We start from the raw sequence: 8,713 nt of genomic DNA, 5'->3' as shown, positions 1-8,713 counted from the left end.
ATGCAGATAGGCCTTGCCGCGCAGGCGTTCCATCATGGTCAGCACGGTCGAGCGGGCCAGCCCGCGTTCTTCGCCAAACCCCGCCGCTACCTCGCCTACGGTGGCGCCGCCCTGTTCTGCTACGTACTGCAACAGGGCCAGTTCCTGGTCCCCGATGGTTTTGCCGCGCATGACACACTCCGATGACTACACGTGTCGCCACCGTGCCAGTGACTACAACTGTCGTCAAGTGCCGGACGGCGCGTGCCGACGAACGGTCGCGCCCCCGCCGGTTAAACCTTTTCGGCCGCCGCCGCATCCAAACCTGCGAGCCCGGACTGTCCCCGCTCCACCGGCGCGCGGCGACCGGTGCACCCGCCCAAGGAAAGCTGCATGCGTTTCAGTGCCCTCCGCACCACCGTCCTGGTGGCCGCGCTCGTTGTGCCCTTGGCAGGTTTCGCCGCCCCCTCCACCGCCTGGGAGCCTGCCAACGCGCAGGCCCGGCGGTTCGTGCAGGACACGATGCAGGCCAGGCATATTCCGGGCCTGCAGATCGCGGTGGTCAAGGACGGCCAGCTGGTGTTGTCCGAGGCCTATGGCCTGGCCAATGTCGAGAACGGCGTGGCCGCCACGCGCGACACGCGGTTCCCGCTCAACTCGGCCACCAAGTCGTTTACCGGGGTGGCGATGGCACAGCTGGCCCAGGCCGGGCGCGTGGATCTGCAGGCACCGGTGTCGCGCTACCTCGACGAGCTGCCGCCCGCGTGGGGCAAGGTGCAGGTACGCCAGCTGCTCGACCACACCTCCGGGCTGCCGGACATCCTCGATGCGCAGGGGCTGCTGGGCGGCAGCACCGAACAGCAGGCGTGGACGCAGGTGACCGCCCTGCCGGTGGAGGCAGCGCCGGGCGAGCGTCACCGGTACAACCAGACCAACTACGTGCTGCTGGCGCGGATCATCACCAGGCAGGCCGGCATGCCGTACCCGCAGTACATGGCCCGGCATCAGTTCGACGTGGTCGGCATGCCACGCACCACCTTCGGCGACAGTTACGACCTGGTGGCCGATGCGGCCACCATCTACAGCTGGTTCCCCCGCAAGACCGACGCCGCCGATGCACCGCAACGGCTGTCGCACTGGTTCTACGACCTGTCACCGGGTCTGTGGGCCGGCGCCGGCATGCTCACCACCGCCGACGAGGTGGGCCGCTGGATCATCGCGCTGTCGCAGGGGCAGCTGCTCAAGACCACGGGCGTGCGCCGCATGTGGACGCCCGAACGCCTGAACAACGGTGAGCCCGGCGCCTGGTCGGCCGGCTGGCCGATCATGGGCACCACACCCGACCTGCAGGTGGGTGGCATGGGCGGCGCACGCGCGGCGTTCATCGTGTATCCCGAGCGCCAGCTGGCGGTGGTCGTGCTGACCAACCTGGTCGGCGCCAACCCGCAGGACTTCATCGCGCCGATCGCCGCGTTCTACGGCCGCCCGCCCAGCCCTCAGGGCGTTGCGCGGACCGGCGTGCCGACCACCGATGCCAGCCGGCCATCGACGAAGCGCACGGCAACTCCGTAAGTCTGCGTCGGTGAGGTGACCTGCTCAGTCCCATCCGCCCACCGGCGGCTGACGCGGCGGAAATCGCACGCGCCAGCCTTGCAGTGCGACCGCGCCGGACTCAGCCGCGCGGCCCGCCCATCACCGGCAGGATCACCCCGCTGATGTAGCTGGCGGTCACCGGCGAGGCAAGGAACACATACGCCGGGGACAGTTCCTCCGGCTGCGCGGGGCGGCCCATGTCGCTGTCCTTGCCGAACTCGGCCACGTCGGCGGCCTGTTTGTCCGCCGGGTTGAGCGGCGTCCAGACCGGTCCCGGTGCCACCGCATTGACCCGGATTCCACGCGGCAGCAGCTGGCTGGCCAGCGCCTTGGTGAAGGCGTGGATGGCGCCCTTGGTGGCCGAGTAGTCGATCAGGGCCTTGCTGCCGAACAGGCCCGTCTCCGACCCGGTATTGATGATGCAGTCGCCCTCCTGCAGGTGCGGCAGCACCGCGCGGGCCATCTGGATGTAGCCACCGATGTTGGTCTGCAGGGTTTCCTGCAGGTGCGCGTCCTCCAGGTCTTCCAGGCGCTCACAGTGCAGCTGGAAAGCCGCATTGTTCACCAGAATGTCGATGCCGCCGAAGGCCTTGGCCACCTGCTTCACCGCCTTGGTGCAGAACGCCGGATCGCGCACGTCGCCGGCGATCACCACGCAGCGGCCGCCCTCGGCCTCCACATGCTGGCGGGTGACCTTGGCATCGGCCGCTTCATCCAGGTGCAGCACCGCGACGTCGGCGCCTTCGCGGGCAAACAGCACCGCCACCGCGCGGCCGATGCCCGAATCGGCCCCGGTGATGATCGCGCGCTTGCCGGCCAGCTTGCCGCTGCCTTTGTAATCGGGGGCAAGGAAGCGCGGGGCCAGCGCCAGTTCATGCTCATTGCCCGGCTTGGCGATCTGCTGCGCCGGCATCCGTTCGGGCTGCTTGCGCGCGCCGGCCTGGGTGGCCTTTTTGGTCGCCTTTTTGGCCACCTGCTTCTTGGCGGCCTGCTTGGCCACGCGTGCATCCTTGGCCTTCTCCTGGTCCTGCAGGCGGCGCTGGCGCGCGGCCACGCGGGCAGCGCGCGGGTCTTTCGCGGCCGCCTTGCGGGTGGCGGTCTTTACCACCGGGGCGCGCTCGGCCTGGGGTTTGGCGGCCTTGTCGGCGGCGGCGGAAGTGGCGGGGGTGCGTGTCTTGCGGGTGGCCATCTGCGGCTCCTTTGCGAAAGCGTTCAAGTGCACAGGCAGTGTGGCCAACCGCGCGGCCACGCAAAGTGAGTGCAATGTGGGCAAACCGTGCAGGCTTCATCCGCCGCATACGCGTGCCGGGTCACGCTGCAGGCCGGAAAACCTGCTGGAGTCACCCCATGTACCGCACCCTTTTCGCCGCGGCCGCCCTGGCCACCCTTTCCGCCTGCAGCAGCACCCCGGTGGCGCAGGTGCAACCCATCGACGGGGTGATCTCCGGGCAGTGCCACGTGGACAAGGTGCGCGGTGCGGTCGGGCTGGCCGCATCGGCGGCCACCATCGAGCGCGCCCGCGTGGACAGCGACAGCCTGCAGGTGAACGTGGTGCGTGGGCAGCGCGCCGAGAGCGGCCCCACCGCCAGCGGCGCCGCCAACCCGACCCCGGGCGCGGAAACCGGCGGCGAGCGGTTGACCATCGAAACCGGCCGCACCAACAACATCACCGCGCTCTACTGCGGCTGATCGACCCGCTCAGGCCGCCCGCGCGCGCTTGACCGTGCGCCGTGCGGCCTTGAGCACCTTCAATGTCGCCTGCTCCCATTGCCGCTCGCCGCGCAGGCCTGCCAGCGCCTTCAGCGAGCCGGCGCGCCAGCCATCGAACACGCACGGATCGATGTAGGACTTCCTGCACACCGATGGCGTATTGCCCAGCAGGGTCGCCACCTCGCACACCACCTGCTTCTGCAACGCCGCCAGCGCACGTTCGCTCGAAGGTTCGGGCAACTCGGTGATGGCCAACTGGCGGATGGCTTCCAGCGTGCCGCCCCAGGTCCGGAAGTCCTTGGCACTGAAATCCTCGCCCATGGCGTCGTGCAGGTAGTCGTTGACCATGCCCGAATCCACCGGCTGCACCGCACCCTCGTCATCGCGGTACTGGAACAGCGCCTGCCCGGGCAGCTGCTGGCAGCCGCGGATCAGCGTCACCAGGCGGCGATCATCCACGTCCACCTCATGGGCCTGTCCGGACTTGCCGCGGAAGCGCATCTGCGCACGCCCGCCCTTGACCAGCGCCAGGTGCCGGTTACGCAGCGTGGTCAACCCGTAGGAGCGGTTGTCGCGGGCGTATACCTCATTGCCCACGCGCACCAGCGTCTGCGCCAGCAGAGCGACCACGATGGCCAGCACCTTGTCGCGCGGGAAGCCGGTCAGCTTGAGGTCGCGCCGCAGGCGGCGGCGCAGCACCGGCAGTGCGGTACCGAAGGCGATGATGCGGTCGAACTTGCCGTCCCCGCGCACCCGCGCCCAGTCGGCGTGGTAGCGGTACTGCTTGCGCCCGCGCGCGTCGCGCCCGGTGGCCTGCAGGTGGCCATTGGGCAGCGCGCAGATCCACACATCGGTGTAGGCCGGCGGAATGGCCAGCGCGCGGATCCGGGCCAAGGTGGCGGCATCGCGCACCGCCGCGCCATCGGCGTCCCGGTAGCTGAAGCCCTTGCCGGCGCGCCGCCGCTGCAGGCCCGGCATCTCATCGCTGACATAACGCAGGCCGGCCTCGCGGGCGGCGGCGACTTCGGGGGTAACGCGACGGGTGGGGCTCATCGGAGGACGCGGCGGTAAGGGCCTGCAGTGATACCCGGTGCGGGTGCGAGGGCGCGTCAATAACACAACACGAACACCTCACGCCCCGCTTGGCGATATCCTCCAAGGTTTCCTGGTTCGATGTCTGGAGTTTCGATGCCGTCCTTGTCGTTCCGCCGCCTGCGGCGTTCCATTGGCCTTGTGGCCGTCATTCCCGCCCTGCTCGTCCTGGCCGCCTGCCAGGCGCCGCCCATGGACGAGCAGGAAGCCGTGGGCACCCATGCCCAGAAGGCCGCCGAAGCCGCCGCAGCCCCGACCGATGAAGCGGGCAAGGCGCTGGAAGCGCCGCCGGTCGGCACCTGCGATGCCACCCAGGTGCAGAGCCTGGTCGGCCAGGCCTACAGCGACAAAATCGGCAGCCAGGCCCAGCAGGACGCCAGCGCCAAGCAGCTGCGGGTGCTCAAGCCCAACGACATGACCACGATGGAGTTCGTCGGTGAACGACTGAACATCGAAGTGGACGAAAAGGGCGCGATCAGCGGCCTGCGCTGCGGCTGAACAGGGACGCCTGGAACCTCGGTTCCAGGCGGTTTTTGAAGGGGTTTGGTTGCGCCTGCAACCGTGTATTGCGGCGTTGCAGCAACTGTGATCTAGTCGAGTCATCCGGTGCCTCCAGATGCGCTCAACGGATTGAGCGGGGACGAGTGTCGCCGCTCACCCGACATTGAGGCAGAGATGGCCCCCCGCAACCGCCAAGGGCTTTACGACCCGCAAGATGAGCGCGATGCCTGTGGTTTCGGCATGGTTGCCCAGCTCGACGACCAGCCGTCCCGACTGCTGGTGGACACCGCCATTGCAGCGCTTTCGCGCATGACCCACCGCGGTGGCGTGGCCGCCGATGGCATCACCGGCGACGGCTGCGGCCTGCTGCTGCGCCGCCCCGACGTGTTCCTCAAGGCACTTGCCACCGAAGCCGGGCTCAGCCTCGGGGCGCGGTTCGCCGCCGGCGTGGTGTTCCTGCCGCACGACGATGCGGCCGCGCAGACCTGCCGCGACACCCTGGAACAGCAGCTGCGTGATGCCGGCTGTCGACCGGTTGGCTGGCGCCTGGTGCCCACCGACCCGAGCGTGTGCGGGCAACTGGCCCGCGACACCCTGCCGCGCATCGAACAGGTGTTCGTCGATGCCGGTGCCGAGCAGGACGAGGCCACCTTCACCCTGGCCCTGTTCCTGGCCCGCCGCCGCAGCGAACAGCAGCTGCGCGAGCACGCCGACTACTACGTCACCACGCTCAGCCCGAACGCGATCAGCTACAAGGGCATGGTGCTGCCGGACAAGCTGAGCCGCTTCTACGTGGACCTGCAGCGCAACGACCTGGCCTCCAGCGCCATCGTGTTCCACCAGCGCTTCTCCACCAACACCCTGCCGCGCTGGCCGCTGGCACACCCGTTCCGGATGCTCGCCCACAACGGCGAGATCAACACCATCGAAGGCAACCGCCGCTGGGCGCAGGCGCGCAGCAAGGTGTGGAAGACGCCGCGCTTCGACATCGGCCAGTTCGACCCGGTGATCTCCATGCACGGCTCGGATTCGCAGAGCCTGGACAACATGCTCGAGCTGATGGTCAGCGCCGGCATGGAGCTGATCCAGGCGCTGCGCATCCTGGTGCCGCCGGCTACCCAGTCGCTGGAGTTCAAGGACCCCGACCTGGCCGCGTTCTACGAGTTCTACGGGCTCAACAGCGAGCCGTGGGACGGCCCGGCCGGCATCGTGGCCTGCGACGGTCGCTATGCGGCCTGTACGCTGGACCGCAACGGGCTGCGCCCGGCGCGCTGGATGCTCACCTCCGACCGCCATTTCCTGGTCGCTTCCGAGGCGGGCGTGTGGGAAGTGCCGGCCGAGCGCGTGGTGCGCAAGGGCAAGCTGGGCCCGGGCGAGATGATGGCCATCGACCTCAAGCGCGGTGACCTGCTCGACTCCGATGCCATCGACCGCATCAACCGTGGCCGCGCGCCGTACAAGCAGTGGCTGCAGCAGGGCGTGACCTACCTGCAGACCGAGCTGATCGATCCGTCGCTGGTCGAGGAACCGTTCGACGAGCGCACCCTGCGCAGTTACCACAAGCTGTTCCAGCTGAGCACCGAAGAGGTCGAGCAGATCCTGCGGCCGCTGGCCGAGACCGAGCAGGAAGCCACCGGCTCGATGGGCGACGACACGCCCATGGCCGTGCTCAGCCAGCACAGCCGCCCGCTGTACGACTATTTCCGCCAGGCGTTCGCGCAGGTCACCAACCCGCCGATCGACCCGCTGCGCGAAGACTGCGTCATGTCGCTGACCACCCAGCTCGGCAAGGAGACCAACATCTTCCATGCCGGTGCGGAGACGGTGAACCACGTCATCCTCAATTCGCCGGTGCTCAGCCAGCGCAAGCTGCGCCAGCTGATCAAGATGGAGCAGTACGTCGAGAAGAACCGCCTGATCGACCTGTCCTACAGCCTGGACGAAGGCCTGAAGGCGGGCATCGAGCGCATCTGCGCCGAGGCAGAGGCGGCCGCCCGCGAGGGCATCGTGATGCTGCTGCTGAGCGACCGTTACCCGGTCGCCGACCGGCCGATGGTGCATGCGCTGCTGGCCACCAGCGCGGTGCACCACCACCTGTCCAACGCCGGGCTGCGCTGCGACGTCAACCTGATCCTGGAAACCGGCACCGCACGCGACGCGCACCACATGGCCTGCCTGCTCGGCTTCGGTGCCACCGCGGTGTACCCGTACCTGGCCTACCAGACCCTGTTCGACCTGGGCCGGCGCGGCATCCTGCAGCTGAGCAAGGGCGGCGAGCAGTCGCAGATCGGCCGCCGGTACCGCAAGGGCATCTACAAGGGCCTGTCCAAGATCATCTCCAAGATGGGCATCTGCACCGTGGCCAGTTACCGCGGCGCGCAGCTGTTCGAGATCGTCGGCCTGGACGACGAAGTGGTTGACCTGTGCTTCCCGGACACCGCCTCGCGCGTGGCCGGCGTCGGCTTTGCGCGCCTGGACGACGAAGCCCGCGAACTCACCGTGCGTGCCTGGAACGACCTGCTGCGCCCGGACGTGGGCGGCGTGCTCAAGTACGTGCACGGCGGCGAATACCACATGTACAACCCGGACGTGGTCATGACCCTGCAGCGCGCCGCGCGCAGTGGCGATGCCGCCGACTGGCAGCGCTACTGCGAGGCCGTGCACGGCCGCCCGGTGTCGGCGCTGCGTGACCTGCTGCAGCTCAAGGCCGCGCCCACGCCCACGCCGCTGGACCAGGTGGCCCCGGCCGAAGACCTGTTCCGCCGCTTCGACACCGCCGCGATCAGCCTGGGCGCGTTGTCGCCCGAAGCGCATGAAGCGCTGGCCATTGCCATGAACCGGCTCGGTGGGCGCAGCAACTCCGGCGAAGGTGGCGAAGACCCGGTGCGCTACGGGACCGAGAAGCGCAGCAAGATCAAGCAGGTGGCCTCGGGCCGCTTCGGCGTCACCGCCGAGTACCTGGTCAACGCCGAAGTGCTGCAGATCAAGGTCGCCCAGGGCGCCAAGCCCGGTGAAGGCGGCCAGCTGCCCGGCCACAAGGTCAACGAGCTGATCGCGCGGCTGCGCTATGCCAAGCCGGGCATCGGCCTGATCTCACCGCCGCCGCACCACGACATCTACTCCATCGAAGACCTGGCCCAGCTGATCTACGACCTCAAGCAGGTCAACCCGGACGCGCTGGTGTCGGTGAAGCTGGTCAGTCATGCGGGCGTGGGCACCATTGCCGCTGGCGTGGTCAAGGCCGGCGCCGACCTGATCACCGTGTCCGGCCACGACGGCGGCACCGGTGCCAGCCCGGTCAGTTCGATCCGCTATGCCGGCGTGCCGTGGGAACTGGGCGTGGCCGAGTCGCACCAGGCACTGGTGGCCAACGACCTGCGCGGGCGCACCCTGCTGCAGACCGATGGTGGCCTGAAGACCGGCCTGGACGTGATCAAGGCCGCGCTGCTGGGCGCGGACAGCTTCGGCTTCGGCACCGCGCCGATGATCGTGCTGGGCTGCAAGTACCTGCGCATCTGCCACCTCAACAACTGCGCCACCGGCGTGGCCACCCAGGACGAGCGCCTGCGCGCGCAGTACTTCACCGGCCTGCCCGAGCGCGTGGAGAACTTCTTCCGCCTGCTGGCCGAGGAAGTGCGTGGCTGGCTGTCCTACCTGGGCGTGCGTTCGCTGGACGAGATCGTGGGCCGCACCGACCTGCTGCAACAGCTGGAGGTTTCCCCGCGCCCCGGGGTCAAGGTGGACCTGTCGCGCCTGCTCAACCCGGCCACGTACGAAGGCAGCCACTGCGCCGCGCAGCGCCTGTACGAATCGCCGGACAGCCTGGCCACGCAGATGG

Annotated in this window: 7 protein-coding genes; 4 read left to right on the top strand and 3 right to left on the bottom strand. The window is 68.8% G+C overall.

Going from position 1 to position 8,713, the window contains the following annotated elements:
- Positions 1–171 (bottom strand): BlaI/MecI/CopY family transcriptional regulator (locus tag DBR34_RS23560; RefSeq protein ID WP_258224035.1); only part of this gene is annotated, 171 nt, incomplete at its 3' end.
- A gap of 201 nt (positions 172–372) precedes the next feature.
- Between DBR34_RS23560 and DBR34_RS16775 the strand changes: the two genes are divergently transcribed.
- The gene (locus DBR34_RS16775) at positions 373–1,551 is read left to right on the top strand and encodes a serine hydrolase domain-containing protein (RefSeq protein ID WP_128097640.1); all 1,179 of its coding nucleotides are present in this window, start codon (positions 373–375) and stop codon (positions 1,549–1,551) included.
- A gap of 100 nt (positions 1,552–1,651) precedes the next feature.
- Here DBR34_RS16775 and DBR34_RS16770 read toward each other — a convergent pair whose 3' ends face one another.
- Positions 1,652–2,761, bottom strand: a complete 1,110-nt coding sequence (locus DBR34_RS16770; RefSeq protein WP_181394054.1) for an SDR family oxidoreductase — start codon at positions 2,759–2,761, stop codon at positions 1,652–1,654.
- A gap of 158 nt (positions 2,762–2,919) precedes the next feature.
- On the opposite strand from DBR34_RS16770, the gene DBR34_RS16765 reads away from it, so the two are divergent.
- Positions 2,920–3,261 carry a hypothetical protein gene (locus DBR34_RS16765; RefSeq protein ID WP_128097639.1) on the top strand — a complete coding sequence of 114 codons (342 nt, stop codon included), beginning with the start codon at positions 2,920–2,922 and terminating at the stop codon, positions 3,259–3,261.
- A gap of 9 nt (positions 3,262–3,270) precedes the next feature.
- On the opposite strand, the gene DBR34_RS16760 is transcribed toward DBR34_RS16765, so the two are convergent.
- The gene (locus tag DBR34_RS16760; protein WP_128097638.1) at positions 3,271–4,335 is read right to left on the bottom strand and encodes a DNA topoisomerase IB; all 1,065 of its coding nucleotides are present in this window, start codon (positions 4,333–4,335) and stop codon (positions 3,271–3,273) included.
- Between the two features lie 135 nt (positions 4,336–4,470).
- On the opposite strand from DBR34_RS16760, the gene DBR34_RS16755 reads away from it, so the two are divergent.
- Positions 4,471–4,872 (top strand): I78 family peptidase inhibitor, encoded by a 402-nt coding sequence (locus DBR34_RS16755; RefSeq protein WP_128097637.1) that lies wholly within the window; start codon positions 4,471–4,473, stop codon positions 4,870–4,872.
- A 177-nt stretch (positions 4,873–5,049) separates the two neighbouring features.
- The coding region (gltB, locus tag DBR34_RS16750; RefSeq protein ID WP_258224034.1) for a glutamate synthase large subunit at positions 5,050–8,713 on the top strand (3,664 nt) is incomplete at its 3' end.

It is taken from the genome of Stenotrophomonas sp. HMWF003 (assembly GCF_003061285.1).
Classification (GTDB): Bacteria; Pseudomonadota; Gammaproteobacteria; order Xanthomonadales; family Xanthomonadaceae; genus Stenotrophomonas; species Stenotrophomonas maltophilia_AP.
Note: the sequence above shows the minus strand (reverse complement) of the source record. Positions and strands in the feature narration are given on the sequence as shown.

What these genes read in the sequence shown, in the direction of transcription:
- DBR34_RS16760 (WP_128097638.1), bottom strand. Translation starts at nt 4,335, where the DNA reads ATGAGCCCCACCCGTCGCGTTACCCCCGAAGTCGCCGCCGCCCGCGAG.
- DBR34_RS16775 (WP_128097640.1), top strand. Translation starts at nt 373, where the DNA reads ATGCGTTTCAGTGCCCTCCGCACCACCGTCCTGGTGGCCGCGCTCGTT.
- DBR34_RS16770 (WP_181394054.1), bottom strand. Translation starts at nt 2,761, where the DNA reads ATGGCCACCCGCAAGACACGCACCCCCGCCACTTCCGCCGCCGCCGAC.
- DBR34_RS16765 (WP_128097639.1), top strand. Translation starts at nt 2,920, where the DNA reads ATGTACCGCACCCTTTTCGCCGCGGCCGCCCTGGCCACCCTTTCCGCC.
- DBR34_RS16755 (WP_128097637.1), top strand. Translation starts at nt 4,471, where the DNA reads ATGCCGTCCTTGTCGTTCCGCCGCCTGCGGCGTTCCATTGGCCTTGTG.